Source organism: Microbacterium sp. JB110, assembly GCF_003335195.1.
Classification (GTDB): Bacteria; Actinomycetota; Actinomycetes; order Actinomycetales; family Microbacteriaceae; genus Microbacterium.
Genome location: NZ_QPGM01000003.1, coordinates 324,097 through 349,956 on the forward strand (window position 1 = coordinate 324,097; position 25,860 = coordinate 349,956).

Here is a 25,860-nt window from a genome sequence, read left to right on the forward strand (position 1 = left end):
CCCAATCGCTTTCCATCACATCAACGGTCGATCGGCCGCACCATCTCGGGGGCAGTGCCCCACTACAAGGAGGTAGAAGATGAACATCCGACGCATCATCGCTGTGACCGGGGCCGCGGCTCTCGGGACTGCGATGCTCGCCAGCTGCGGCCCGGCCGAGCAGGAGTCCGACAACACGCTCACGCTGTGGCACTACGAGGGGTCCAACTCCGCAATGGGCATCGCGTGGGACCGCGCCATCGAGGTCTTCGAGGAGGAGACCGGGGCGACCGTGGAGTTCGAGGAGCGAAGCTTCGAGCAGATCCGCCAGACGGCAAGCCAGGTGCTGAACTCAGACGAGGCCCCCGACCTGCTGGAGTACAACAAGGGCAACGCAACGGCGGGGCTGCTTGCGAGCCAGGGACTCCTCGCTCCCCTGGACGACGCAGTCAGCGAATACGGGTGGGACGACGTGCTCGCGCCGTCGTTGCAGACGACGGCGCGCTACGACGAAGACGGGGTGATGGGCTCCGGCAGCTGGTACGGCGTTCCGACGTACGGAGAGTACGTGCAGTTCTACTACAACGAGGAGATGTTCGACGAGTACGGGCTCGAGGTGCCCACCACCTTCGATGAGCTCGAGCAGGTCATGCAGGTCTTCGTCGATGAGGGCGTCACCCCGCTCGCGGAAGCCGCAGGAGAGTATCCGCTCGGCCAGCTCTGGTACCAGCTCGCGCTCGCGCAGGCCGACAGGCAGTGGGTCGACGACTACCAGGTCTACGACAACCCCGTCGACTTCTCGGGGCCCGAGGTGACGAGCGCGACCGAGACCGTCGCCGACTGGGTCGACGAGGGGTACATCTCCTCCGACGCGACGGGCCTGGCCGCGGAGGACGCCGGAACGGGCTTCATCTCCGGCACCTACCCGATGTTCTTCTCCGGCAGCTGGTGGTTCGGTCGGTTCCTCGACGAGGCTCAGCATGACTGGTCGACCTTCCTGTTCCCCGGCGCTGAGATGTCGCCCGGCTCGTCTGGCAACCTCTGGGTCATCCCGACGACGTCGGGCGATCCGGAGCTCGCTGAGCAGTTCATCGACATCACGCTGCGCCCCGAGATCCAGGCGATCATGGGTGAGAACGGCGGCGTGCCTGTTGCGGCAGACGCCTCGGATGTCGAGAACGAGGCGAATGCGCGTCTGATCGAGAACTTCAACACGCTGCTCGACAGGGACGGGCTCGGGTTCTACCCCGACTGGCCGACGCCGACCTTCTACGACGAGCTCAACGCCGGCCTGCAGGGTCTGCTCAACGGGACGCTCTCGACCGACGAGATGAACACGCAGATCGGCTCCGACTATGAGGCGGGCCTGCCCGCCGTCGCGAACTGATCGGGCGCGGCGCATGAGCACCTCCCACAGCGGGTCGTTGGTCCCGTTCCTGTCGGGACGCAGCTACTGGTGGTATCTGCTCCCGGGTGCGGCACTGCTGACCCTGATCGTCCTCGTGCCGCTCGGATGGAACGTGTACCTGAGCTTCACCGACTACCGCGGCATCGTCGCGCCGACATGGTCGGGACTGGACAACTGGGTCACGCTGATCGGCGACGAACGGTTCTGGCTGTCGTTCCGCAACAGCGTGGCGATGATCCTCGCGATGGTGATCGCGCCGACGCTGATCGGTCTCGTCGTCGCGGCCGCGCTGTTCGACGTCATCGGGCGCAAGTTCGGCGGAAGGCTCGCATCGTTCCTACGAGCGACGTACTACCTGCCGCAGATTCTGCCGTCCGTCATCGCCGCGATCGTGATCGGATGGATTCTGCGTCCGGAGAACGGCGCGCTCAACACGATCCTCGAGTCGATCGGACTCGGGCATCTGGCGAGCAACTGGCTGGGATCACCCGACACGGCGCTCGTCAGCATCATGGCGGTGCTCGTGTGGATCCAGGTCGGCTACCCGGTCGTCATCTTCATGGCGGCGCTGCAGCGCGTCGATCCCGAGCTGTACGAGGCGGCCGAGATCGACGGGGCCGGATGGTTCAGGCGGTTCGCGGCGATCACCATGCCGATGATCCGTCCGGAGATGTTCGTCGTGGCGCTCACCTGCACGATCGCGGCGCTGAAGGTCTTCGGTCCCGTCTACGCCCTCACGGGTGGCGGGCCGAACTTCGCCACGATCGTGCCGAGCTACTACTCGTACAGTCAGTTCTTCCAGAGTCAGCAGGTCGGATACGGTGCGGCGATCGCGACCGCCCTGACGATCGTCATCCTGCTCGTGTCGATCGTGTTCGTGTCGGCACAGAATCGCGCGGAGCGGAAGGAGGCAGCGCGATGAGCGCCACCACCGCGATCATCACCGGATCGCCCAAGCGCCGCAACCGTCGTCGCCGCACTCCGACGGATTGGATCGTGCTCGGGTGCGTCGTCATCCTCGCGGCCATCGTGCTGTTCCCGTTCGTCGTCATCCTCATCAACGCGTTCAAGTCGCCCGAGGACTACGCGACGGGCGGCCCGTTGCAGCTGCCGACGTCGTTCTACGTCGACGGGATCGCTGCCTTCTGGGATCGGGTGAACTTCCCCCAGAAGCTGTGGAACAGCTTCTTCATATCCGGCGTCGTCGCCGTGGTCGCCGTCGTCGTGTCCGTGCTCAACGCATACGCGATCGGCATCGGAAGGGTGCGAGGGCGCGTGCCGCTCATCCTCGTCTTCCTGCTGGCGAACATGCTGCCGCAGGAGGTGCTCCTCTACCCCCTGTACACGATCTTCCGCGCGGTGGGTCTCTACGACAACGTCTGGTCCGTGATCATCACCTTCGTCGTCATCCAGAGCGCTTTCGGCACGTACCTGCTCGCGAGTGTCTTCGGCACATTCCCGAAGGAGATCATCGAGGCGGCCGCACTCGATGGGGCAGGGCGCTGGCGAACGCTGTGGCGGGTCATCGTTCCCGTGAGCCGACCGACCCTCGGCGTGCTGATGGTGTTCTTCTTCATCTGGACGTGGAACGAGTTCCTCATCCCGCTCACCTTCCTCATCTCGGGGGAGAACCAGACGGTCCCTGTCGCGATCAGCGTGCTGCAGGGCGACCGGCTGATGGACGTCACCACCACGAGCGCCTCGGCACTGCTGGGTCTGCTCCCGACGCTCATCTTCTTCCTCATCTTCCAGCGCACGCTTTCTCGCGGCATCACGGCAGGAGCAGTCAAGTAATGAAGTTCACCGACGGATTCTGGCAGGTCAGGCCCGGCGTCGACCCGCTCTACGGACGTGAGGTCTACGACCTCGCCGTCTCAGGACGCGGCCTCGTGGCGACGGTTCCGACCAAGGTCATCGCCGACAGGGGAGACACCCTCAACCGTCCGACGCTCACAGTCTCGCTGCATTCGCCGCACGAAGGCGTGATCGGCGTGCGCATCGCCCACCACACCGGAGGGCGCGTGCCGCAGGGCTTCGACCTCGTCGGCGCCTCCGAATGCGGTGAGGCGACGCTCGACGGAGACGAGGGACGTCTGGTGAGCGGCCCGATCACGGCGGTCGTGCGCCGCGGGCACGAGTGGTCGCTGGAGTTCCGCGACACCGTGACGGGGCGGGTGCTCACCTCGAGCGGCGAACGCTCGCTCGGGTTCATGCGCCTCGCCGAGGATGCGGCCGTCGACCGCGGCATCGTGGGGAATGCGCGGGGCGGCACGCCGACGCCCCGGCACGGCACGTACATCCACGAGCAGCTCTCGCTCGGTGTCGGCGAGGTCGTCTACGGGCTCGGCGAGAGGTTCGGTCCGTTCGTCAAGAACGGCCAGACCGTTGAGATCTGGAACGCCGACGGCGGCACGTCGAGCGAGCAGGCGTACAAGAACATCCCGTTCCATCTCAGCAATCGCGGATTCGGCGTGCTCGTCAACGACACCGGTCACGTCTCCTACGAGGTCGGCTCGGAGACGGTCGAGCGGGTGCAGTTCTCCGTCGCGGGCGAACAGCTGGAGTACTTCGTCATCGCAGGGCCGACCCCGACCGAGGTGCTCGACCGGTACACCTCGCTCACCGGCCGCCCGCCGGAGGTGCCGGCGTGGTCGTACGGGCTCTGGCTGTCGACGAGCTTCACAACCGACTACGACGAGCAGACCGTGAACGCATTCCTCGACGGCATGCGCGACCGCGACATCCCGCTCGACGTGTTCCATTTCGACTGCTTCTGGATGCGCGAGTTCAACTGGTGCGACTTCGAGTGGGATCCGCGCGTCTTCCCCGATCCGGATGGCATGCTCGAGCGCCTGCACGAGCGCGGTCTGCGCGTGAGCGCGTGGATCAACCCGTACATCGCGCAGCGCTCGCCGCTGTTCGCGGAGGGGGTCGAGAACGGCTACCTGGTCAGGAGAGCGGACGGATCCGTCTGGCAGTGGGACATGTGGCAGGCGGGAATGGCACTCGTCGACTTCACGAATCCCGACGCGACCCGGTGGTATCAGGAGCACCTGCGCCGCCTCACGCGCCAAGGGGTCGACTGCTTCAAGACCGACTTCGGTGAGCGGATCCCGACCGACGTCGTCTACTTCGACGGCAGCGACGCCGCCGCGATGCACAACCGCTACACCCACCTGTACAACCAGGCGGTGTTCGAAGTGCTCGAGCAGGAGCGAGGCGAGGGCGACGCCGTGCTGTTCGCACGGTCGGCGACGGCCGGCGGGCAGCGGATGCCCGTGCACTGGGGCGGCGACAACACGTCGACCTTCGAGTCGATGGCGGAGACCCTGCGCGGCGGCCTGTCGCTCGCGATGAGCGGGTTCGCCTTCTGGAGCCACGACATCGGCGGGTTCGAGGGGATGCCGGATGCCGGCGTCTTCAAGCGCTGGCTCGCCTTCGGCCTGCTGTCGAGTCACAGCAGGCTGCACGGATCGGGCAGCTACCGCGTGCCGTGGCTGTTCGACGAGGCGGAGGGTCGAGACGAGAGCGATCCGCAGAGTGCCGTGTCGGTGGCTCGCCGCTTCGCGCGGCTCAAGGCATCGCTGATGCCATACCTCTTCGCCGCGGGCAGGGAGGCGCACGTCACCGGCACGCCAGTGATGCGTCCGATGGCGCTGGCGTTCCCCGACGACCCGGCCGTCTCGCACCTCGACCGCCAGTACATGCTCGGCCCCGACCTGCTGGTCGCCCCGGTGTTCTCCGCCCACGGAGAGGCGGAGTTCTACCTGCCGGACGGAGAGTGGACGAGCCTGCTCACCGGGGAGACCGTGTCGGGCGGGCGCTGGCGCCGTGAGACGCATGACTTCGACAGTATCCCGCTGTACGTGCGGTCCGGGGCGGTTGTGCCCCTCGGAGGTCACGACGAATCGGCCGACTACGACTACCTCGACGGGCTGCGTCTGTTCGTCGCGCCCGGAGACGGCGCGAGGGAGATCGAGGTGACGGCTCCGGATGGCCGCACGGCGCGGGTCCGCATCGAGCGCGACAACGGCAGCGTCGTGGCGCTCAGCGATGACCTCGAACGGTTCCGGATCGAGGATGCCGGCGGGCGGCATGCAGAGGCAACCGAGGGGCGCGCCGAACTCGGGATCGAAGGGAAGCAGGCATGATGAGAACCGTGACAGCTGAGCAGACCACACACATGACCGACTACCGAAGCGTGCCGCTCGAGTTCCCGCCGGGATTCGTGATCGGGTCGGCGACCGCGTCGTACCAGGTGGAGGGGGCGGCGGCCGAGGGCGGGCGCACCCCGTCGATCTGGGACACGTTCAGTCGCACGCCAGGCAACATCTGGAACGACGACAACGGCGACGTCGCGTGCGATCACTATCACCTGCTCGAGCCCGACCTCGACATGATGGCCGGTCTCGGGCTCGAGGCCTACCGGTTCTCGATCTCGTGGTCGCGCGTCCTGCCGCACGGCGGCTCGGTGGTGAACCAGGAGGGCGTCGACTTCTACTCCCGCCTGGTCGACGGGCTGCTCGCCCGCGGCATCCGGCCGATCGCCACCCTCTATCACTGGGACCTGCCGCAGGAGCTCGAGGACGCGGGCGGCTGGCCTGTGCGGGAGACGGCCGAACGCTTCGTCGAGTACGCGGCGCGCACCGTCGAGGCACTCGGCGACCGAGTGCACACCTGGACCACGCTGAATGAGCCGTGGTGCTCCGCATACCTCGGCTACGGATCGGGAGCGCATGCTCCCGGCCGCACCGATGGCGCCGATTCGCTCGCCGCCGTGCACCATCTCAACCTCGCGCATGGTCTCGCCGTGCCCGAGATCCGGCGCGCGGCGACGAATGATCCGGATGTCTCGGTGACGCTGAACTTCCACGTCCCGCGCGGCGAGGCTGACGCCGCGCGCCGTGTGGACGCGCTCGCGAACCGCGCGTTCACGAGCCCGATGCTGCGCGGTCGATACGACGACGATCTGCTCGCCGACACGGCGGCGGTGACTGACTGGTCGTTCGTGCGCGACGGCGACCTCGAGACGATCCACCAGCCGATCGACGTGCTCGGCGTCAACTACTACTCGACCGTGACGGTGCGCACCTGGGACGGCGTCGGAGAGCGCGTGCGCAACGACGGACACAAGGACGTCGGCGGATCGCCGTGGCCGGGTGGTGAGAGCATCGAGTTCCTGCCGCAGGACGGGCCGTACACCGACATGGGGTGGAACATCGCTCCTGACGGGCTGGAGGGCCTGCTGGTGAGCCTGTCGGAGCAGTTCCCCGATCAGCCGCTGATGGTCACCGAGAACGGAGCGGCGTTCGCTGACGAACTGGTCGAGACGGCGGAGGGCAAGCGCGTGCACGACGCGGACCGCACCGACTACCTCGTGCGGCACTTCGGCGCAGCCAGGCGTGCGATGGATCGCGGAGTCGACCTGCGCGGGTATCTGGTGTGGTCGCTGCTGGACAACTTCGAGTGGGGCTACGGCTTCTCGAAGCGGTTCGGGATCGTCCGCGTCGACTACGACACGCGCGAACGCGTCGTGAAGGACAGCGCCCGCTGGCTTTCCGGCCTCATCGCGAGCCGCCGGAGCGACTGAGCGTCGAGCCGCGCACGACGAGATCTGCCGACATCCGGATGTGCGTCGGCTCGGCGTCGTCGTCGATCATGCGCACGAGCAGGTCGACGGCCGAGCGGCCCATCGCCGCCAGCGGCTGGCGCACAGTGGTGAGCGGGGGAGTCGCGGCCGCGGCCTCCGGCACATCGTCGAAGCCGACGATCGAGACATCGTCGGGCACGCGCAGCCCGCGCTCGGCCGCGACGCGCATGGTCTCGATCGCCGAGAGGTCGTTCGCGGCGAAGATCGCGGTGGGCGGATCGGCGGCATCGAACAGCGCCGCAGCGCCGTCACCGGCTGCGGGCTGGCGGTACCCTCCCTCGGCGATCAGCGTCTGGTCGACTTCGATGCCCGCGGCGCGAAGCGCCTCCCGATAGCCCTGCTCGCGCAGCCGGGCGGATTCGAGATCGCCGCGGCCGCGCAGATGCGCGATGCGTCGGTGCCCGAGGGAGATGAGGTGTTCGGTCGCCTCGCGGCCGCCTCGCAGGTTGTCGGTGTCGACCGTGGCGGGCCCCGTAGGTCCCCGGTGCGGGTCGATCGCGACGATCGGCATGTTCGTCTCAGGCAGGTGCACGGTCGGGGTGACGACGATCGCCCCGTCGATGAGTGTGCCGCCGAGGCGCGAGAGCGAACGGTTCTCCCACCCGAGATGGGAACCGCTCGAGACGGCGCCCGCGTATGCGAGCACGTCGTAGGCGGTCTCGGACAGCGCTTCCGAGACGCCCTGCAGCAGCTGAAGGGCAAACGGCTCGAACTCCGCGACGAGCACGCCGATGACGTGGGTGCGGCTACCGCGCATCGATGTCGCGACGAGGGAGCTGGCGTAGCCGAGCTCCGTGACGATCTGCATGACGCGCTCGCTCGTCGCCGCTGCGACGCCGTCGCGCCCGTTGATGACCTTCGACACGGTCGCGACGGAGACGCCGGCGACGCGCGCGACATCTGTGATGGTCGTGCGGCCGCGACCTGCGGTGTGCGTGGCGCTCATGGTCTCCCTACGGTACGTCGCGATGCCCCACCCGGCGGACCGGCGGGCGTGGAAGTCGTATCGACGCGTTTAGAAAACGTTATCGATAACGTTTGACATCCTTCATCCATCCTGCCAGAGTCAGTGTCACGCCGGGCGCAGCGCGTCGCTCGGAACCAAGGCGAAACAGCACTCAATGAGGAGAGAACGCCATGAAGATGCGTAAAACATGGGTCGTCGCTGTGGCGACCGCGGCTGCTGCGACCCTCGCACTGTCGGGCTGTGCGGGCGGATCGGGCGAGGCCGACGGGAACACGCTGGAGCTCTGGCACAACTCGACCACGGGGGACGGCAAGGCGTTCTGGGAGGAAGCCGGTGCCGCGTTCGAGGAGGAAGCCGGTGTTCACATCGACATCACGTCGATTCAGAACGAGGACATGGACGGCAAGCTGCAGACGGCGGTGAACTCGGGCGACATGCCCGATCTGTTCATGGCGCGCGGCGGCGGCAAGCTCGCCGACATCGTCGACGCGGGAGCGGTCAAAGACCTGTCCGACCTGATCTCGGAGGACACGAAGGCCGCCTACGGTGACGCGCCCTTCAGCGCGTTCACGATCGAGGGCGCCGTGTACGGTGTGCCGGTCGCCGTGCTTCCTGAGGGGGTGTTCCACAGTCAGGACCTCTTCGCAGAAGCGGGCGTCGAGGCGACGCCGACCACCTTCGACGAGCTGAACGACGTCGTCGACAAGCTCAAGGACTCCGGCACGGAACCGATCGCGCTCGGCGCGAAGGACGCGTGGCCGGCCGCGCACTGGTACTACTCGTTCGCGCTCCGCGCATGCGGTCAGGAGACGATCGAGAACATCGCGGTCGACCTCGACTTCAGCGATGGCTGCTGGCTGCAGGCAGCGGAGGATCTGGAGGAGTTCGCGGCCACTGAGCCGTTCAACGAGGGCTTCCTCACCACCTCGGCGCAGCAGGGAGCCGGCTCATCGGCTGGCCTGCTCGCGAACCACAAGGCGGCCATGGAGCTCATGGGCGGATGGAACGTCGGCGTCATCGGCGGCCTCACGCCTGACGGCGAGCCGCTGCCCGACCTCGGCTGGTTCCCGCTGCCGGCCACCAGCGGAGGCGAGGGCGACCCGACCGCGATGATGGGCGGAGTCGACGGGTACGCCTGCGCCGCGGATTCGCCGTCGTCGTGCGAGGACTTCCTCAACTTCCTTGCGACGCAGGAATGGCAGGAGAAGTACGCCGTCGCGTTCAACGCCGTGCCCGCTTCCAGCGACGCGCAGGCCGCGGTGACCGACCCTTCGCTGCTGCCGATGATGGAGGCGTACAACGAGGCGTCGTACATCGTGCTCTATCTCGACACGCTGCTCGGACAGAACGTCGGAAATGCGCTGAACACGGCCGTCGTCGAGATGCTCGCCGGCGACGGTACGCCGGAGAGCCTGCTCGACACCGTCGAGCAGGCCGCAGTCCGCGGCTGAGGCAGCTATGACCTCTCCCGAGACGTACGCCGTGCGCACATCGGAGGAGCCAGCCGCCGGGGCCGACATCGCGTCGGCCCCGGCGCGGCGGCCCCGCGCCGACTGGCGCAAGCGCGGCGAGATCACGCTGCTGGCCGGGCCGGGAATCATCGTGTTCGTCTTCTTCGTCATCCTCCCGGTGCTGATGGCGGCGTTCTACGGCTTCTTCCGGTGGAAGGGCTTCGGCTTCCCCGATGACTTCGTCGGCTTCGAGAACTACGTGCTGATCCTGCAGGACGCCACGTTCCGCGAGGCCGTGTTCCACAATTTCTTCATCGTGGTCGCCTCGCTCATCCTGCAGGGGCCGCTGGCGATCCTGTTCGCGCTGCTGATGAACCAGAAGATGCGCGGGCGCACACTCATCCGGGTGCTCATCTTCGTGCCGTATGTGATCAGTGAGGTCGTCGTCGGCACGGGCTGGAGCCTGATGATGCAGGACACCGGCGCGGTGAACTCCATGTTGGCCAAGCTCGGGCTCGAGTGGATGCAGCAGTCGTGGCTGAGCGACCCGAGCGTCGCCATGGGCACGCTGATGCTCATCATCAGCTGGAAGTACATCGGCTTCGCCGTGATCCTGATGCTCGCCGGCCTCCAGTCGATCCCGTCAGAGCTGTACGAAGCCGCCGCGATCGACGGCGCCGGCTTCTGGCAGACGCAGTGGCGGATCACGCTTCCGCTGCTGGGCCCCACCATCCGGATCTGGGCGTTCCTTTCGATGATCGGCTCGCTGCAGCTGTTCGACCTGGTCAACATCATCTGGGGCCAGTACATCGCGGCCACGGCCGGCACCTCGACGATGGCGACGTACATGTACCAGAACGGCCACCTCGCAGGCAACTACGGCTTCGGAAACGCCGTCGCCGTGCTGCTGTTCCTCATCTCCCTCGTGATCGCCCTGATCTACCAGCGCTTCGTGCTGCGGCGCGACACGGCCGGCGCCGTCACCGGGCCGAGCGGAAGGAAGACGACATGACCGCCACCTCCGTCGCCATTCGTGCGCTGAGACCCGACGGCACGCCGCACAGGCCGAAGAAGTCGTGGGGGAACCCCTGGACCTACCTGCTCGCGACGATTCTGGTCGCGATCTGCATCGGTCCCGTGCTCTACATCATCATCGGCGGCTTCCGCACGAACGCGCAGATCACCGAGGACCCATCCGGCTTCCCCTCGCCGTGGGTCTTCTCGAACTACGCCGACGTGCTCGCCTCCAGCGAGTTCTGGGTCGCGATGGGCAACTCGACGATCTCAGCGGTCGGCACCACGGTGGGCGTCGTGCTCCTGGGGGTGATGGCGAGCTACGTCATCGCCCGCTACGACTTCTTCGGCAAGGGAGCGATGTACTCCCTGTTCGCCGCCGGTCTGATGTTCCCCGTCACGGTCGCCATCACACCGCTGTACCTGCTCGTACGCAGCCTCGGGCTGGTCAACAATCTCGCCGGCATCATCCTGCCGCAGATCGCGTTCGCGCTGCCGACCACGATCATCATCCTGGTGCCGTTCCTCAGGGCCATTCCGAAGGAGCTGGAGGAGGCCGCATCGATCGACGGCGCAGGCAGGCTCGGCTTCTTCTGGCGCATGGTGGTGCCGCTGAGCCTTCCGGGTGTCGTGACCGTCGGCATCCTCGCGTTCGTCACCACCTGGAACGGATACATGCTGCCGCTGTTCATCCTGAACGACGCCAGTCTGTTCACCCTGCCGCTCGGCGTGCAGAACTTCGCTTCGCAGTACTCCGTCGACACGGCGCGGGTGCTCGCGTACACGTCGCTGTCGATGGTGCCGGCGCTGATCTTCTTCAGCTTGTTCGAGAAGCGGATCGTCGGCGGGCTGCAGGGAGCGGTGAAGGGATGACGATTGCGCGGGACGAGAAGAAGCACAATGAGAGGATTCAGGACGTGACGACAGTGCAGGAGACCGAGGTGCCGGCGATGCCCGAGGCCTCGGAACGTGTGCGGGGAATCCTCGCCTCGATGACGCTTGAGGAGAAGGCCGCGCAGATCGTCGGCTACTGGCTCGACCAGGGCGGCGAGGTCGTCGCCCCGATGGCCGATGAGATGGCCACGAGCGATCGGAGCCGTTCCCTCGCAGCGATCACCGAGCACGGCATCGGTCACTACACCCGGGTATTCGGCACGCGGCCCGTCGAACCGGCCGCTCGTGCCGCATGGCTGCTCGAGGAGCAGCGGCGACTGGTGCGGGAGACCCGGCTCGGCATCCCCGCGCTCGTGCATGAGGAGTGCCTGACGGGGCTGGCCGCGTGGAAGGCCGCGACCTTCCCGACACCGCTGGCGTGGGGGGCGTCGTTCGATCCGGAGCTCGTCGAGGAGATGGCCTCTGCGATCGGCGACTCCATGCGCGAACTCGGGGTGCATCAGGGGCTCGCGCCCGTGCTCGACGTGATCCGCGACCCGCGGTGGGGGCGCGTCGACGAGTGCATCGCTGAGGATCCGTACGTCGTCGGCACGATCGGCACCGCGTTCGTGCGCGGCATGCAGTCGGCCGGCGTGCACGCGACGCTGAAGCACTTCCTCGGCTATTCCGGGTCGGTGGCCGGGCGCAATCATGCGCCCGTGCACGCCGGGCCCCGCGAAGTCGCCGACGTGTTCGTTCCGCCGTTCGAGATGGCGATCCGTGACGGCGGCGCCAAGAGCGTGATGAACAGCTACGCCGAGATCGACGGTGTGCCGGTGGCTTCGCAGCCGGAGATTCTCACGACCCTGCTGCGCGACGGGCTCGGGTTCGACGGCGTCGTCGTGGCCGACTACTTCGCTGTGGCCTTCCTCGAGGTGATGCACGCCGTTGCGGCCGACCGCGGCGAAGCAGCCCAGCTGGCGCTCGAGGCGGGCATCGACGTGGAGCTGCCGTCGGGCGACGCCTACCTCGAGCCGCTCGTCGCCCGCGTCGCGTCAGGCGCACTCGACGAGCGGTACGTCGACAGGGCCGTGCTGCGCGTGCTCACGCAGAAGGAGGAGCTCGGTCTGCTCGAACCGGATGCGTTCGACGCCGAAGTGCCGACCGAGATCGACGTCGACACGCCTCGTCATCGTGACATCGCGAGGCGGCTGGCGACCGAATCGGTCGTGATGCTCTCGAACGATGGTGCGCTGCCGCTGGCCGGCTCGGTCGAGCGAATCGCGCTGATCGGGCCGAACGCCGACAGGGCGGAGGCGCTGCAGGGGTGCTACTCGTTCGCCAATCACGTGCTCGCCCATCATCCGGGCTACGAGAACGGCTTCGAGATCCCCACCGTCGCCGAGGCGCTCGCCGCCGCGGCACCGGAGGTCGAGTTCGAGGTCGCGGCCGGATGCGAGGTCGACGGGGACGACCGGTCGCGCATCGACGAAGCGGTGCGTGCCGCGGAGGGCGCGGACGTCGCTGTCGTCGTCGTCGGGGATCAGGCGGGCCTGTTCGGCCGCGGCTCGGTCGGTGAGGGCAACGACGTGGAGTCGCTCGACCTGCCGGGTGTGCAGCGGGAGCTGGTCGAGCGCGTCACGGCGACGGGCACCCCCGTGATCATGGTGATGCTCACCGGCAGGCCGTATGCGGTCGAGTGGGCGTTCGACGGGCCAGGCATGAAGCCGGCGGCCGTGCTGCAGGCGTTCTTCCCCGGTGAGGAGGGCGGCACCGCGATCGCCGACATCCTGTTGGGACGGGCCGCGCCATCCGGTCGTCTGCCCGTGAGCCTGCCCCGTTCGGCCGGGGCCCAGCCGTACTCGTATCTGCGCCCCGTGCTGGGCGGGCCGAGCGACGTCACCTCGACGGACCCGACGCCGGTGCGCCCGTTCGGGTTCGGGCTGGGCTACGCGTCGTTCGCATACTCGGGCCTCGTCGTCGACGGCGAGGTCGCATCCGGGGGCGCGTTCACAGCTTCCGTGACGGTCGAGAACACGTCGGGCGTCGACGGGGTCGAGGTCGTGCAGCTGTACGGCCGCGACGTCGTCGGGTCCGTCACGCGGCCCGTCGCGCAGCTGCTCGGCTACGCGCGTGTCGCCGTTGCGGCCGGTGCGTCGCGCCGCGTCACGTTCGAGGTGCCGACGCAGCGCCTGGCGTTCTCCGATCGGCGCATGGTGCGCATCGTGGAGCCTGGCGACGTGGAGGTGTGGGTCGGCTCGCACGCTGAGGCGGCCCCCGCAGGCGCCGATGCCGATGCGGCGACCGGCGGCGTCATCCGGAACGAGCGGGCCGCACGCGCGCGGAACCTGCCAGGCATGGCGACGCCGCGCGCGCGTCTGTCGATCACGGGAGCGGTGCACGAGGTGAGCGCCCAGGACGCGCGCGTCGTCTCCGTCCGCGTGGAGTGAAGGCGGGCGCCGCTCCCGGCTCCGGCCCCGCGCCCCGGTAGTGTGGGGCGAACGGCTGGGCGTGAGGAGCGGCATGACGGGGCGCGGATCGAACGTCGAAGGCGTGCGCCGCGCGAATCTCGGTGCGATCCTTCGCCTGGTGCATCACGCGGGTCCGATCTCCCGAGCGGCGCTCACCCAGCACACGGGTCTGAACCGGTCGACGGTGGGGGATCTCGTGGCGACGCTCGCCGATGGTGGTCTCGTCGAGGAGCGCGACCCCGACCCCACTCGTCGCGTCGGGCGGCCGTCGCCGACCGTGGTGCCGTCGGACGATGTCGTCGGCATCGCCGTCAACCCGGAGGTCGACGCCCTCGAAGTCGGTGCCGTCGCGCTCGGCGGGACGGTGCGACTGCGGGTGCGCCAGGAAGTCGACCACGTGCTGTCGCCGGATGAGACGGCCTCTCGTGTGGCCGCAGTGGTCGACGAATGGCGGGCGGGGGCGCTGCGCGAGGCGCGGATCCTCGGCGCCGGAGTCGCAGTTCCCGGCCTCGTGCGGGCCTCCGACGGCATCGTGCGGAATGCACCGCACCTCGGTTGGCGGGACGTCGATCTCGCAGGTGCCGTGCAACGGGAATCGGGGCTGGTCACCGATGTGGGAAACGACGCTTCGCTCGGCGCCGTCGCCGAATGGCTCTTCGGTGCGGCACGCGATCACTCCGACGTGGTCTATCTCAACGGCGGAGCGAGCGGTATCGGCGGGGGCGTGATCCTGCGTGGAGCGAGCATCGGCGGGGGCGTGATCCTGCGTGGAGCGAGCATCGGCGGGGCGGGCGGCTACGCGGGGGAGTGGGGGCAGAACCAGCCGAGTCTCGGCGTCGACGGCGATCGACGTGTGCCGGGGGGCGTGCTGGAGGACGAAGTGAACCGCGCGCGGCTTCTCGCCGCGGTCGGCCTGCCGGGCGGAGACGACGATGCGCTGTCGGGGGCACTTGCCGGGGCGAGCGACGAGGTCGCCGCGGAAGTCGAGCGGCAGCGCCGGGTCCTGCAGTCGACTCTCGCGAACGCCGCGAACGTGCTCAATCCGTCGATGATCGTGCTCGGCGGTTTCCTGGCGGATCTGCGCGGCATCGGCACTGACGCCTTCGATGGCGGCGTGCGCGCACAGATGCTCGACGCGCCGGCGGAGGAGCTCACAGTGAGCGCGGCTGCGCTCGGGCGCGATCGTCTGCTCATCGGAGCGGCCGAGCGCGTGTTCGAGCGGCTGGTGTCCGACCCGCTGGGCTGAGCCCGCCGGTCAGGTCACCCTAGGTGTATCTCCGGAGAGCGGATGGGCGTCGATCATACGGTGCAAGGCGGCCATCACGATGGCACGGACGTCTGCTTCTTGCAGCGGGGCGGAAGCCAGCGCCGAACTGAACGAGAACCCCTCGACCAGGGTGAGCAGCAGGAGCGCCTCGCGATGCAGCGCCTCTTCGTCGACAGCACGGTCGGCCAGCGCATCGCGCAGCAGCGAGCGGATCACTTCTGCGCCCTCGAGAGAGGTCGCAGCGATGTCGGTCGCAAGCTCCGGGTCGGTGCGCGCCATGACGCGGTATTCGACCAGGGCGATGTTCTCCCGTCGCTGTTGATCGCTGGTCGGCGCGGCGAAGGCGATGACGTCGGTGATCCGTTCCACCGGGTCGTCGGACATCGTCGCCGCGCGTCGTGCAACGCGCTGCATGAGCACGCTCAGCGTGAAGCGCATGACTTCGCGGACGGTGTCTCCGAAGTAATACCGGATGCTCCCGATGGCCAAGCCGGTGCGCGCGGCGATCCGCGCGAGGGTCACCGAGCGGACCCCGTGCGCGGCGATCACGTCGATCACAGCGTCGGCGACCTGCTCCCGGCGGACATCCGGGTCGACTCGTTTGGACATGACCTCACCATAGCAATGTTTAGCATTGTCATGCTAAATTATTTGGCATGAGTATGCTAAACGCGCTTCGCGGCGGCTCTCCTTCCTGTTGCGGCTTCGGACAGGGCGAGACATGAAGGACTGGGACGACCCGTGGACCGGCTCGACGGGCAAAGATCCTCACGGTTTCGACGGGCTCGAAGGCCTCGACGACGATACGGGGGCGTGGTCGAAGCCCGCCCCAGAGCCTGGTTCGCCGTTGCCACCGTTCCGTCCCTCCCTCTCATTGCAGCGCACGCGCTTCGCAATCGACCTTCCCGATGCGTCGACGGCGACGGTCGATGTCGATCACATGTCAGGCCGGGCCTCGCTCTACCTGGACGACCGGCACCTGCGGGCCGCCGACATGCCGGTCCGATTCCCGCTCGGCGCGGACAGCATCGAGGTCGCCGCGAGCAGGTACGGGATGCAGCGGATCCACCTGATCAGTGCGAACGGTGACCAACGACGTCTCGATCCCGCGCCAGGGACGCCTGAGCACTGGCGCGCCCAACTCTCCCGCCGTCACCCTGGGGTCGGGCGCGCCCTGGCCGCCGGCGCCATCACCGTGCTGGTGGCCAACCTGATCCTGCTCGCGCCGCAGCTGCTCGAGGTGGTCACCCATCTGCCGCTCTGGGCGGATCGCTTCACGCCGTTCGACTCGCCCATCAGCCTGCCGGCATGGGCGAACACGGCGCTGACCCTCACTGCGGGCCTCGCGGGGATCGAACGAGCACTCACTCTCCGTCACCACCGGCTCCTGGACGCCGAGACGTATGGGGTCGAGGGCTGACGCCGCCGCTCCAGCCGGACAACGTCGCTGCTCTTCTACGGGATTGTGGTCAGCCGATGCTGACCGCAGTCCCGAACCTGTCCTATCAGCCCCACTCGACGGGACCGCGCGCATCTGTCGCGAGCAGCCCGGCGATCCAGCCGTCGACGCCTTCGCCGCTGTTCGTCCGGAACGCCTGACGGCGCACGCCCTCCAGCGCGAAGCCCAGCTTCTGGGCGACTCGTGCCGACGCGATGTTGCCCACGGCGGCGTGCCACTCGATGCGCTTCAGCCGCATCGGTCCGAACGCGAAGTCGAGCACGGTGTGCGCCGCCTCGCTCACGTAGCCATGGCCGCGTCCGGATGCGGCGACCCAGTAGCCGAGCTCGGCCGAGGACCCGGAGACGTGGTGCAGCCCGACCATGCCGATCAGGCCGTCGGGCTCGTGACGCGGGCGAATCGCCCACGCGTACTCGGCCCCAGACGACCACCAGTCTGCGACGTTGGCGACGTACGACTCGGCGTCCTCACGGGTATAGGGCGACGGCACCGTGGTGTAGCGCTGGATCAGCGGATCCTGGCACGCGTCGCAGATCGCATCGACGTCGGATGCGACCGGGGACGTGAGCAGCAGGCGGGGCGTTGTGAGGGCGACCGGCTCACCCACGGCGGAGCAGACCGACCCTGTCGGACACGTCGGAGAGGGTCGCGTCCGCGACGGCGTCCGCTTTGGCGGCGTTCACCGCGAGCACCCGGTCGAGCTCGGCCGGGTCGTCGAGCAGCTCGAGGGCGCGGGTTCGCACCGGCTCGAACTCGGCGACGACTGCGTCACGGACCGCCTTCTTGAAGTCGCCGTAGCCGCGGCCGGCGAACTCGTCTTCGATCTCGGCAGCGGTCGTGTCGGTGACGGCACCGTAGATCGTCATCAGGTTCGCCACACCAGGTTTGGCATCGCGGTCGTAGCGCACAGTGCCGTCGCTGTCGGTGACAGCACGCATGATCTTCTTGGCCGTGACGCTGACGTCGTCGAGCAGCCACAGCACGCCGGCGTGCGAGTCTGCAGACTTCGACATCTTCGAGGTCGGGTTCTGCAGGTCGTAGATGCGTGCGGAGCCCTGCGGGATGACCGGCTCCGGCACGACGAACGCCTCGCCGAAGCGCGCGTTGAAACGCTCGGCCAGGTCGCGGGTGAGCTCGACGTGCTGCTTCTGGTCGTCTCCGACCGGCACGACGTTCGTCTGGTAGAGCAGGATGTCGGCGGCCATCAGCACCGGGTAGGTGAACAGGCCGACGCTCGTGGCGCTCTCGCCGTAGCGCTGCGACTTGTCCTTGAACTGCGTCATCCGGCCGGCCTCGCCGAAACCGGTGATGGTCGACAGGATCCAGGCAAGCTCGGCGTGCGCACGCACGTGCGACTGCACGTACAGCGTCGACTTCGACGGCTCGATCCCGGCGGCGATGTACTGGGCAGCGGTGCGGCGGGTCTTCTCGCGGAGCTCGGCCGGATCCTGCGGCACGGTGATCGCGTGCAGATCGACGACGGAGAAGAAGGCGTCGTACTCCTCCTGCATGTTGCGCCACTGCATGAGCGCCCCGATGTAGTTACCGGCCTGGAGGGAATCGGCCGATGGTTGCATTCCGGAGTAGAGACGCTGCGTAGTCACCTGACAATCCTATTGCGGCGATGGCATGCTCGAGTCATGGAACCCGCTCTGCGTGCAGAGCGAGCCGATCTGGTGCTCCGGATCGTCGCCGCAGTTCTGACCGCTCTCATCGGGGTGCCGTACCTGGTGCTGGTCTCGGCTGTGCTGAGCAGCCGGTTCGGCGGCAGCTTCGACCCCCACGGCTACGTGCTGATCTTCGGCACGATGGCGGCCGTGGTGCTGGGGCTCGGCCTGCTCGTGTTCGTGCCTCTGATCTTCCCCAGCCGGATGCGCAGCCGCGCGTACGGAATCGCCGCGATCGCCTGGATCGTGGTGAGCGCCGGGCTCGTCGCGGCCTGGTTCACGGCGTAGCGCAGCGGGCCCGCCTCGCGAACATGAGGTTCGGCTGGTTTCAGAAGGGCGTGTCGGTGGTCGACGCGTACGCGGCGGCGAGGGTCGCCCAGGCGTGTGCGGTCTTGGCTTCGTCGCCGGTGCGGAGCATCGTCATGGCGCGACGGGTGCGGGCGCGGGCCTGCGGGTCGTCATGCTCGGTCGGACTGGCTCCGTCCGCCGGGCCGTGGCTGTCCGTCGGGCGTGCGTCTTCCGTCGGGGTGGGGCGCTGGGCTGTGCCCTGCCGCCCCGCGGGATCCTGCTTCTCCGCGGACTCCTCGCGTCCCACGTCCCCGCGTCGGACGTGCTCGCTCCTGGCACGTCGGGCGTCTTCGGCATCGACGAATCGCACCACCGGTGCCGGCCGGGTGAGGTATTCCAGCCCGGCAGGGCTCGTCCAGGTCACCTCCCCTCCGGGATGCAGCACCGGGGTCCAGGCAGACTGGTGCTTGAGGACGTGGTGATGGCGACACACGTGCGCGAGGTTCCCGACATCGGTGTCCCCACCGAACGCATAGTCGATGGTGTGGTCGATGTCGGCACCACCTGCGGTGCGGGTGCAGTGCGGGAACCGGCACGTCTCGTCTCGCGCGACCAGGTATCGGCGCTGCTCGGCGGTCGGCTTATACCGATCCACCGTGAGCAGGGCACCCGTGTCGGGGTGGTGGAACAACCGCACCCAGGCTGCCCCACCTGCCACCGCTCCGGGGCCCGCGTCTGCTCCGGCGGCGGTGCGTCGGGCGACGTTCGCGGCGACCGGCCCATACCCGGCCAGATCCGCCGGCTCGTCCTTCAACCCCGCGAGCGTCGCCACCGGGATGGTCACGTGCACTTTCGCGACGATCGCATCGAGGATGTTCTGCCCGGTCGGATCCGCGACATGATGCGCATCCGGAGCACCGGTGAGGAGAAGGTCCGCTGTGATGTCCGCCCGGATCTGATCGAACGACCGCTCATCGATGATCGGATTCCCATCCGCATCCACCGACGCGAAACCTGAAGCATCCGCATCGGCATCGGCATCGGCATCGGCATCGGCATCGGCGGCGTCTGCGCGCGAGGATGCACCGTCGGCGTCGGCGTCGGCGTCGGCGGCAGGCCCGAACGCAGACCCGGCCCCGCCCGCGGAACCGCCCGCGTTGCGGTTGTCGCCCACGTCCCCGCCGCCACTGCCGCTGCGGTCGCTGTTGCGGGCCGCGGCGATGCGGCGCGCCATCTGCGTCACCCGGTCATGTGCCCCGTGCACCGCGATCGCGTCTGCGACGAGGCACAGCTCCGCCATCCCAACATCCAGATCCCGCACGAACACGCCCCGCTTCCGCCGCGCCTTCTCATGCCGGACCTCCAGAGTCTCCGGCTCCAACTCCGCAGCGATCCGCTTCGCCGCCTGCCGTGTCGCATGCACGGTGGACTCTTTCGCGAACGAGAGCACGAGACGCTCGAACTCCGCCCGGACACCATCGTCCGTGAGGCGAGCACCTTCGGCGAGCATCGCCGAGACCCGGTCCGCGTCGACCTCACCACGACCATGCGCTGCCTCGACCTGCGGGAACTGGTGACGCAGCATCCTCGCCTCGCTCAGATCCGTCTGCACCGCCCGACGACTCTCATGACACGCCGCGGAGATCTCACTCTGCATCGCCCGCACCGCCGCATCATCCGCCTCGAACACCGGCACACCCTCCCGCGTCTGCCCCACGGGCACACCCTTGGCGCGCGCCTGCTGGCCCTGCGCGACCTGCAGCAGCAGCCCATCGATCACCGACTGGCTCGCCTGCAACTGCGCGATCGCCTGATCCGCCATCCGACGCATCTGCAACAATCGCGCCGTCACCGCCGCCTCCTCCGGCGTCGGATCCCACCCACGACGACGCGACGACCCCGCCCCCACACCAACACCATCCGACACGGCCCGAACCGGCCCGCCCCCATCAGCCCCGCCCGCGCCCGACACAGAAGACCCGCCCGCGCCCGACACCGACGACACCGCCGCCGCCGCGGGGTCGAGAATCTGCTGGCTGGTCATGCCCTCACCATCCCATCAACCTCCGACATTCCCGCCGTCCAGACTCCCGAGATCCACCCACCCACACGACCGTCACCCAACCGAGACAGCCGACAATCCGTGCGCGTACAGGGGTTCACCGCGTCGTGGATGGGGAGAGCAAATCGACTTGTTGCCGGGGCTCTCCTGCGCGTCGAGGAGCTAGGTCGTGTCTGATAATTCGTCGGCTACTTCGCTGGGCGCTGCGCACCGGCTCGCGTCGTTCTCGTCGGTCGACGATGGCTCCGCATCGCCTCCCTCCTCGGCCTAGCGATCCGGCACACATCGCCCATGCTCGCAACGCCGCGAATTATCAGACACTCCCTAGCAGGCACAGATCGCGCCAGCATTCCGCCCCCGGTTGGTTGACGCGAGTTTCAGATTGCCTGACAATCATCGAAGTGCTCTGCGCCGTGCGCGGGGTGCGCATGATCTCAATGACGAGAGGAATCGCTCATGCACGAACAGAATTCATCGACCACAGGTCTCTCCCGCCGCGGGTTGATGCAGGCGGCCGGTGTCACGACGATTGCGGGCCTGGCGGCCGCGACCACGACGGGAGCGGCGGCGGCTCCCGCGGGAGCGGTGAAGAAGCCCTCACGCGGCGACGCCGCACTCGTGCTGCTGGGTACGGCGGGAGGTCCCACGGTGTACGCGGACCGCGCCGGCGTCTCCTCCGCGATCGTCGTCGGCGACGCCTTCTATCTCATCGATCTCGGCCACGGTGCCCTCAGCCAGGTCGCGGCCGCGCAGCTGAGCACCGCGACCGGTCCCGCGGCCCGGCCGCTCAGCGGGTTGGCCGGTGTGTTCCTCACCCACATGCACTCCGACCACCTGGCGGAGTTCTCCTCGCTCATCATCAACGGCATGTGGAACGGCATCACCGATCCATCCGATCCCGTCCCGATCTACGGACCAGGCGATCGCGGCGGGCTGCCGCCTGTACTGGGGGACCGCGACGCGCCTCCCGTGATCGCACCGGATGACCCCACGCCGGGAACCGTGACGATGACCACCCGGGCCATCGAGGGATATGCGCAGGATCTCAACGAGCGGCTTCGCGGCAGCGGCGGCGTCGACCCGGGAGCCGCGTTCGCGCCGCACGACATCGTGCTGCCGGATGGCGTGGACGCACCGGTCGATGCCGCGCCGATGCCGCGCGTCAGTCCCTTCCTCGTGCACGAGGACTCTCGCGTCAGGGTCACGGCCACTCTCGTCGAACACTCACCGGTCTTCCCGGCGTTCGCGTTCCGCTTCGAGACGGAGGGCGGCTCCGTGGTGTTCTCGGGCGATACCGCGCCGTCGGAGAATCTCATCGAACTCGCGAACGGCACCGACATCCTGGTTCATGAAGTGATCGACCAGGCGTGGGCGGAGGCGCGCTTCCCGGAGCCGCGCACGCCCGCTCAGGAGGCGACGCTGAAGCACCTGCTCGAGGCGCACACGACGATCGAGCAGGTCGGGCCCGTCGCGGAGTCCGCCGGTGCGGGCACACTCGTGCTCAACCACCTCGTGCCCGGCGACGGACCCGTGCCGCAGTATCGCAAGGCCAAGAAGGGCTTCAGCGGTCGTCTGGTGGTCGGGCGCGACCTCGACGAGGTCGCCATCGGCGGATGAACTCGCCGAGCGTACCCTCCGTGCCGAACGTACCCCGTGCGTACGCACACAAGTGGGCCACTCGAACACAAGAGGTACGCTCGCGGGGTCTGCGCGTCAGCCCAGGCGGTACTCGGCGACCACGGGGGCGTGGTCGCTCCAGCGGACCTCGTACGACGGGTAGCGGTCGACGCGGTAGCCGCTGGCCCGCTCCGCGAGCGCGGGGGTGACGATGTGGTAGTCGATGCGCCATCCGGTGTCGTTCTCGAATGCCTGACCGCGGTTCGACCACCATGTGTACGGGCCCTCGACCTCGCCGGCGGACTGGCGGCCGAGGTCGATCCAGCCGAGCCCGACGGCACCCTCGGAGAACGAGCGGGTGTCGCTCAGCGGCGCGTTGGATCCGCGCCCGATCGCCTCCTGACCAGCGACCGGCTCGCCGCGACTCGTGAAGAAGCGGTCGAAGTACGCACGCTCCCGTGCGAGATAACCCGACTTCTTGACGTTGCCCTTCCAATTCTTGATGTCGAAGGGCGTGTGCCCCACGTTCAGGTCGCCGGTGACGACCGCGAGCGCACCGTCGGCGGCGAGCTGCGGGAGCCGCTGCTCCATCGCGTCGAGGAACGCCCACTTCGGGTCCTGCTTCGCCGGGGTCTCGGCCTCGCCGGAGAACACGTACGCGCTCACCACCGTGAGGGTCTCGCCTCCGATGCGGAAGTCTGCCTCCAGCCACCGCCCGTGCGAGTCGACGGTGTCGTCGCCGAGCCCGATGCGCGTGTCAGCGATCTCCTCGCGGGCGGCCACGGCGACGCCCGCGCGCCCCTTCTGCAGCGCCTCGTCGTTGACGATGTGCCAGCCGGGCAGCGCTGCCTCGAGGTGCTGCAGCTCGCCGCGCACTTCCTGGATGGTCAGGATGTCGGGGGCCGCTTCGTCGAGCCACGCGCCCATGCCGTTGCGGGTCGCGGCCCTGATGCCGTTGACGTTGACGGAGGCGATGCTGAGGGAACGAGAAGTCATTCCCCCAGCCTAATTCGGGGTTCCGACATCGCCTTCCAGGCGAGAAAGAGGGGGCCAGGCCGAAGCCTGACCCCCTCTTCACACAAGCGCGGGCTCAGCGGCCGCCCTTGATGACGGCCTGCTTCACCTCGGCGATCGCCTTGGTGATCTCGATGCCGCGCGGGCATGCCTCGGTGCAGTTGAAGGTCGTGCGGCAGCGCCACACGCCCTCCTTGTCGTTGAGGATGTCGAGACGCACGTCGGCGGCGTCGTCGCGCGAGTCGAAGATGAAGCGGTGCGCGTTCACGATGGCAGCCGGGCCGAAGTACTGACCGTCGGTCCAGAACACGGGGCACGACGAGGTGCACGCTGCGCACAGGATGCACTTCGTCGTGTCGTCGAAGCGCTCGCGCTCGGCGATCGTCTGAGGGCGCTCCTTGCCCTTCTCCGGCGCGGAGCGCGCCTGCAGGAACGGCTGCACGTCGCGGAAGGCCTCGAAGAACGGGTCCATGTCGACGATCAGGTCCTTCTCGAGAGGCAGGCCCTTGATCGCTTCGACGTACACGGGCTTCGAGATGTCGAGATCCTTGATCAGCGTCTTGCAGGCGAGGCGGTTGCGGCCGTTGATGCGCATCGCATCGGAACCGCAGATGCCGTGCGCGCACGAGCGGCGGAACGCGAGCGTGCCGTCCTGGTGCCACTTGACGCGGTGCAGGGCGTCGAGCACGCGGTCGGTGGGGTACATCTCGACGTCGTAGTCGACCCACTTCGGCTCCTCATCGACCTCCGGGTTGTACCGGCGGAGCATGAACGTGACCAGATAGGACTGAACGGCCTGCTCCTCGGCGGGGGCGGCGTCTGCGACGGCAGTCGACATCAGTACTTCCTCTCCAGCGGCGGGTAGCGCAGCTCGCCGTTCTCGTCCTTCACGAACACGACCGGCTTCCAGTCGAGCTTGATGTGGTCATCCGGGTCGGGCGAGTGGGGGTCGCCCGTGAGGTAGGCCATGGTGTGCTTCATGTAGTTCTCGTCGTCGCGCGTGGAGTAGTCCTCGCGCATGTGGCCGCCGCGGCTCTCCTTGCGGTTGCGCGCGGCGTACGCGACGATCTCGGCGAGGTCGAGCAGGAAGCCCAGTTCGACGGCCTCGAGCAGGTCGGTGTTGTACCGCTTGCCCTTGTCATCGACGTAGACGTTCTGGTAGCGCTCGCGCAGCTCGTGGATGGTGCCCATCACATTGGTGAGCGTCTCTTCGGTGCGGAACACCTGCGCGTTCTTGTCCATCTCGTTCTGGAGAGTGGTCCGGATGTCGGCGATGCGCTCGGTGCCCTTGCGGTTCCGGATCTCGTCGAGCATGTCCCTGACGCCCGCTGCCGGATTCTCGGGGAGCGGCACGAAGTCGGCGTCCTTGGCGTATGCCACGGCGTTCTGCCCCGAGCGCTTGCCGAACACATTGATGTCGAGCAGCGAGTTGGTGCCGAGACGATTCGAACCGTGCACCGACACGCAGGCGCACTCGCCGGCCGCGTACAGACCGGGCACGATGTTGTCGTTGTCGGCGAGCACCTCGCCTGCGTTGTTCGTCGGGATGCCGCCCATCGCGTAGTGTGCGGTCGGCATCACGGGAACCGGCTCGACGACCGGGTCGACGCCCAGGTACGTGCGGGCGAACTCGGTGATGTCCGGCAGCTTCGTCTCGAGCACCTCCGCGCCCAGGTGGGTGCAGTCGAGGTAGACATAGTCCTTGTCCGGCCCGGCGCCGCGACCCTCGAGGACTTCCTTGACCATCGAGCGGGCGACGATGTCGCGCGGCGCGAGGTCCTTGATGGTCGGGGCATAGCGCTCCATGAAGCGCTCGCCCGACGCGTTGCGCAGGATCGCTCCCTCGCCTCGGGCGCCCTCGGTGAGCAGGATGCCGAGTCCGGCCAGCCCGGTCGGATGGAACTGGAAGAACTCGATGTCCTCCAGCGGCAGGCCCTTGCGCCAGACGATGCCGACGCCGTCGCCCGTGAGGGTGTGGGCGTTCGAGGTGGTCTTGAACATCTTGCCGAAGCCACCGGTCGCGAATACGACCGACTTGCCCTGGAACACGTGCAGGTCGCCCGTGGCGAGCTCGTAGGCCACGATGCCTGCCACGCGGGTCGTGCCGTCGTCCTGCTTCACGGTGAGCAGGTCGAGCGCGTAGAACTCGTTGTAGAACTCGATGCCGAGCTTGACGCAGTTCTGGAACAGCGTCTGCAGGATCATGTGGCCGGTGCGGTCGGCTGCGTAGCAGGCACGGCGCACGGCCGATTTGCCGTGCTCGCGCGTGTGCCCGCCGAAGCGGCGCTGGTCGATCTTGCCGTCAGGGGTGCGGTTGAACGGCAGCCCCATGTTCTCGAGGTCGATGACCGCGTCGATGGCTTCCTTGGCCAGGATCTCAGCCGCGTCCTGGTCGACGATGTAGTCGCCGCCCTTGACAGTGTCGAAGGTGTGCCACTCCCACGAATCCTCTTCCACGTTCGCCAGCGCTGCGGCCATGCCGCCCTGTGCGGCGCCGGTGTGCGAACGGGTCGGGTAGAGCTTCGTCACCACTGCGGTCTTCGCGTGCGGGCCGGCTTCGATGGCTGCGCGCATGCCCGCGCCGCCCGCGCCGACGATGACGACGTCGTGCTGGTGGTAGTAGACGCCGTCCTTGTACTCGGCGTCTGGGTACTTGGTAGTCACGTGTTTGCA

General features: G+C 68.1%; 21 protein-coding genes. 13 read left to right on the forward strand and 8 right to left on the reverse strand.

All coding sequences use genetic code 11. The annotated features are described in order from the left end of the window. The first annotated feature begins 79 nt into the window (after nt 1–79). Genes CIK77_RS07700 through CIK77_RS07720 form a run of 5 tightly spaced genes read left to right on the forward strand, consistent with a single transcriptional unit; the run spans nt 80 to nt 6,977 of the window. On the forward strand, nt 80–1,366 hold the full coding sequence (locus CIK77_RS07700; protein ID WP_170934081.1) for an ABC transporter substrate-binding protein: 1,287 nt from the start codon (nt 80–82) through the stop codon (nt 1,364–1,366). 13 nt (nt 1,367–1,379) lie between these two features. Then, nucleotides 1,380–2,309: a carbohydrate ABC transporter permease gene (locus tag CIK77_RS07705; RefSeq protein ID WP_087054305.1), complete on the forward strand. Its 930-nt coding sequence runs from the start codon at nt 1,380–1,382 to the stop codon at nt 2,307–2,309. Continuing rightward, nucleotides 2,306–3,181, forward strand: coding sequence for a carbohydrate ABC transporter permease (locus tag CIK77_RS07710; RefSeq protein ID WP_087054304.1), 876 nt, complete (start codon nt 2,306–2,308; stop codon nt 3,179–3,181). The genes CIK77_RS07705 and CIK77_RS07710 overlap by 4 nt, the downstream gene beginning before the upstream one ends. Beyond that, on the forward strand, nt 3,181–5,538 hold the full coding sequence (gene yicI, locus CIK77_RS07715; RefSeq protein WP_087054303.1) for an alpha-xylosidase: 2,358 nt from the start codon (nt 3,181–3,183) through the stop codon (nt 5,536–5,538). The genes CIK77_RS07710 and yicI overlap by 1 nt, the downstream gene beginning before the upstream one ends. 32 nt (nt 5,539–5,570) lie before the next feature. Further along, the gene (locus CIK77_RS07720) at nt 5,571–6,977 is read left to right on the forward strand and encodes a GH1 family beta-glucosidase (RefSeq protein WP_170934080.1); all 1,407 of its coding nucleotides are present in this window, start codon (nt 5,571–5,573) and stop codon (nt 6,975–6,977) included. On the opposite strand, the gene CIK77_RS07725 is transcribed toward CIK77_RS07720, so the two are convergent. Next, nucleotides 6,952–7,983 carry a LacI family DNA-binding transcriptional regulator gene (locus tag CIK77_RS07725; protein ID WP_087054301.1) on the reverse strand — a complete coding sequence of 344 codons (1,032 nt, stop codon included), beginning with the start codon at nt 7,981–7,983 and terminating at the stop codon, nt 6,952–6,954. The two genes, CIK77_RS07720 and CIK77_RS07725, sit on opposite strands and share 26 nt — an antisense overlap. A 191-nt stretch (nt 7,984–8,174) precedes the next feature. Here CIK77_RS07725 and CIK77_RS07730 point away from each other — a divergent pair, with 191 nt between their 5' ends. The 5 genes from CIK77_RS07730 to CIK77_RS07750 all read left to right on the forward strand — a co-directional run bounded on the left by CIK77_RS07730 (nt 8,175) and on the right by CIK77_RS07750 (nt 15,059). Then, nucleotides 8,175–9,455, forward strand: coding sequence for an extracellular solute-binding protein (locus CIK77_RS07730; protein WP_087054300.1), 1,281 nt, complete (start codon nt 8,175–8,177; stop codon nt 9,453–9,455). A gap of 7 nt (nt 9,456–9,462) precedes the next feature. Beyond that, entirely contained in the window at nt 9,463–10,467 is a 1,005-nt protein-coding gene (locus CIK77_RS07735) for a carbohydrate ABC transporter permease (protein ID WP_087054299.1), read from the forward strand. After that, nucleotides 10,464–11,342 carry a carbohydrate ABC transporter permease gene (locus CIK77_RS07740; RefSeq protein WP_087054298.1) on the forward strand — a complete coding sequence of 293 codons (879 nt, stop codon included), beginning with the start codon at nt 10,464–10,466 and terminating at the stop codon, nt 11,340–11,342. Before CIK77_RS07735 ends, CIK77_RS07740 begins: the two co-directional genes overlap by 4 nt. 77 nt (nt 11,343–11,419) lie before the next feature. Then, nucleotides 11,420–13,792: a beta-glucosidase family protein gene (locus CIK77_RS07745; protein WP_249268526.1), complete on the forward strand. Its 2,373-nt coding sequence runs from the start codon at nt 11,420–11,422 to the stop codon at nt 13,790–13,792. 73 nt (nt 13,793–13,865) lie between these two features. Further along, the gene (locus CIK77_RS07750; RefSeq protein ID WP_087054296.1) at nt 13,866–15,059 is read left to right on the forward strand and encodes an ROK family transcriptional regulator; all 1,194 of its coding nucleotides are present in this window, start codon (nt 13,866–13,868) and stop codon (nt 15,057–15,059) included. 9 nt (nt 15,060–15,068) lie between these two features. Here the strand turns inward: CIK77_RS07750 and CIK77_RS07755 are convergent, their stop codons facing one another. Next, entirely contained in the window at nt 15,069–15,638 is a 570-nt protein-coding gene (locus tag CIK77_RS07755; RefSeq protein ID WP_212647454.1) for a TetR/AcrR family transcriptional regulator, read from the reverse strand. A 163-nt stretch (nt 15,639–15,801) separates the two neighbouring features. On the opposite strand from CIK77_RS07755, the gene CIK77_RS07760 reads away from it, so the two are divergent. Then, nucleotides 15,802–16,500 carry a hypothetical protein gene (locus CIK77_RS07760; RefSeq protein ID WP_087054294.1) on the forward strand — a complete coding sequence of 233 codons (699 nt, stop codon included), beginning with the start codon at nt 15,802–15,804 and terminating at the stop codon, nt 16,498–16,500. An 85-nt stretch (nt 16,501–16,585) separates the two neighbouring features. On the opposite strand, the gene CIK77_RS07765 is transcribed toward CIK77_RS07760, so the two are convergent. Next, entirely contained in the window at nt 16,586–17,146 is a 561-nt protein-coding gene (locus CIK77_RS07765) for a GNAT family N-acetyltransferase (RefSeq protein ID WP_087054293.1), read from the reverse strand. After that, on the reverse strand, nt 17,139–18,143 hold the full coding sequence (gene trpS, locus CIK77_RS07770; protein WP_087054292.1) for a tryptophan--tRNA ligase: 1,005 nt from the start codon (nt 18,141–18,143) through the stop codon (nt 17,139–17,141). The genes CIK77_RS07765 and trpS overlap by 8 nt, the downstream gene beginning before the upstream one ends. Before the next feature lie 36 nt (nt 18,144–18,179). On the opposite strand from trpS, the gene CIK77_RS07775 reads away from it, so the two are divergent. Further along, on the forward strand, nt 18,180–18,494 hold the full coding sequence (locus tag CIK77_RS07775; protein WP_087054291.1) for a hypothetical protein: 315 nt from the start codon (nt 18,180–18,182) through the stop codon (nt 18,492–18,494). Nucleotides 18,495–18,534: 40 nt separating this feature from the next. On the opposite strand, the gene CIK77_RS07780 is transcribed toward CIK77_RS07775, so the two are convergent. Next, nucleotides 18,535–20,538 carry an HNH endonuclease signature motif containing protein gene (locus CIK77_RS07780; RefSeq protein WP_147271148.1) on the reverse strand — a complete coding sequence of 668 codons (2,004 nt, stop codon included), beginning with the start codon at nt 20,536–20,538 and terminating at the stop codon, nt 18,535–18,537. A gap of 474 nt (nt 20,539–21,012) precedes the next feature. Between CIK77_RS07780 and CIK77_RS07785 the strand changes: the two genes are divergently transcribed. Beyond that, the gene (locus CIK77_RS07785; protein ID WP_249268688.1) at nt 21,013–22,173 is read left to right on the forward strand and encodes an MBL fold metallo-hydrolase; all 1,161 of its coding nucleotides are present in this window, start codon (nt 21,013–21,015) and stop codon (nt 22,171–22,173) included. 96 nt (nt 22,174–22,269) lie between these two features. Here CIK77_RS07785 and CIK77_RS07790 read toward each other — a convergent pair whose 3' ends face one another. The 3 genes from CIK77_RS07790 to sdhA form a co-directional block, all read right to left on the reverse strand. Continuing rightward, nucleotides 22,270–23,169, reverse strand: coding sequence for an exodeoxyribonuclease III (locus CIK77_RS07790; protein ID WP_087055985.1), 900 nt, complete (start codon nt 23,167–23,169; stop codon nt 22,270–22,272). A gap of 94 nt (nt 23,170–23,263) precedes the next feature. Further along, nucleotides 23,264–24,025, reverse strand: a complete 762-nt coding sequence (locus tag CIK77_RS07795) for a succinate dehydrogenase iron-sulfur subunit (protein WP_087055986.1) — start codon at nt 24,023–24,025, stop codon at nt 23,264–23,266. Then, nucleotides 24,025–25,851, reverse strand: a complete 1,827-nt coding sequence (gene sdhA / locus CIK77_RS07800) for a succinate dehydrogenase flavoprotein subunit (protein WP_087055987.1) — start codon at nt 25,849–25,851, stop codon at nt 24,025–24,027. Before sdhA ends, CIK77_RS07795 begins: the two co-directional genes overlap by 1 nt. Nucleotides 25,852–25,860: the final 9 nt, after the last annotated feature.